At 53.6% G+C, this 384-nt stretch carries 1 protein-coding gene; it reads right to left on the bottom strand.

All coding sequences use genetic code 11. The annotated features are described in order from the left end of the window. Window positions 1-196: 196 nt before the first annotated feature. The coding region (locus tag M3175_RS24660) for a hypothetical protein (protein WP_251524641.1) at window positions 197-384 on the bottom strand (188 nt) is incomplete at its 5' end.

Here is a 384-nt window from a genome sequence, read left to right as displayed (position 1 = left end):
CTACACAAGCCGCCCACAAAAGAAGCCGCGCATCCGAGGCACCGGAATTCGCGCGGCTTGGGGGTGAGGTCTGCTACGATCGACGAAACTCTGTGAGGTCTGTATGTCCGAATCGATGCAAATGATCGTCAATGGAAAGTGGTTTGATTTCCGAGTTGTGAACCTTGGTGCCTCGAACGGAGCAAATAACGGTCCGTCACTGACCGGAGACGTTCGCGCAGAAGGGGGCGAAACTTGGACTCGAATCTATGGCGACGTGGGTACAAGCTTTGACCATCTGGAAGAGGTACATATTGCGGCTAAGCGCTTTATTGAGGACCAGTTCAGTACCTTGATTCGCCAGTGAGATCGTGGTCGCATTAATCGACGGGAACATGCCGGAGC

This window comes from Robertmurraya korlensis (assembly GCF_023715225.1).
GTDB lineage: Bacteria > Bacillota > Bacilli > Bacillales > Cytobacillaceae > Robertmurraya_A.
This window is presented reverse-complemented; position numbering and strand designations above follow the sequence as displayed.